The 650-nt window shown below is 47.2% G+C and carries 1 protein-coding gene; it reads right to left on the bottom strand.

Annotation, left to right across the window (positions count from 1 at the left end):
* Positions 1-650, bottom strand: a 650-nt coding sequence (locus R8N49_RS27900; protein ID WP_318190543.1) for a ChaN family lipoprotein, incomplete at both ends; no start/stop codon positions are given.

A 650-nucleotide genomic window follows, 5' to 3' on the forward strand; every position in this document is an offset into this window, starting at 1 on the left:
CGTTGTAAAATGGATGCTGCGGTACCTAAACCTGCTTCTGTATGAAATTTCCCCGCGACATGAACAACTTGAGCATTTGGGTTTTGAGCGAGGTATTTCACAATCGACTCCGCCATGGTTTCGTCCCACGTTACTTGTGCGGCGTATTGCTTTTCAGTTTGCTCTGGCTTGCCATGATGCATGGATGCCATGAACTTTTCTTTATATGGGCTGTTCGCGGTATTGACGTTTTCAGCCACAAAGCTACGCTCTTCATCATCTAATTTATTCAGGTAATCAACACCTTGACGACCAATGCAGCGGACGATGTATTTGGGTGCATTTGCGGCGATAACAGGTAAGTTGGCTTGCTTGGCGAACTCAACGAGTGGGCGGTAATCGCTTTCATAGTTTGGCCACGCATTGCTTTGTGACATGAAGTATTGTTCACCGATTTCGCCTTTTAGATAAGCGTCTAGCACCGATTGCTTGTCACGCGTGACTTGCTCCATAGATAAGGCAATACGGCGTTCGCCAGAAGAAAGTTGCCTCAGTAGATCGGTTTGGAAGCGATGAATACCAGCATGAGTGTGCCACTCTCCAACCAAGATCACGTCAGCGTTTTTTAACTCATCTGGCAGGTTCTGCAAATCAAGGGCGTTGCCAGAAGG

Source organism: Vibrio sp. 1978 (assembly GCF_033344345.1).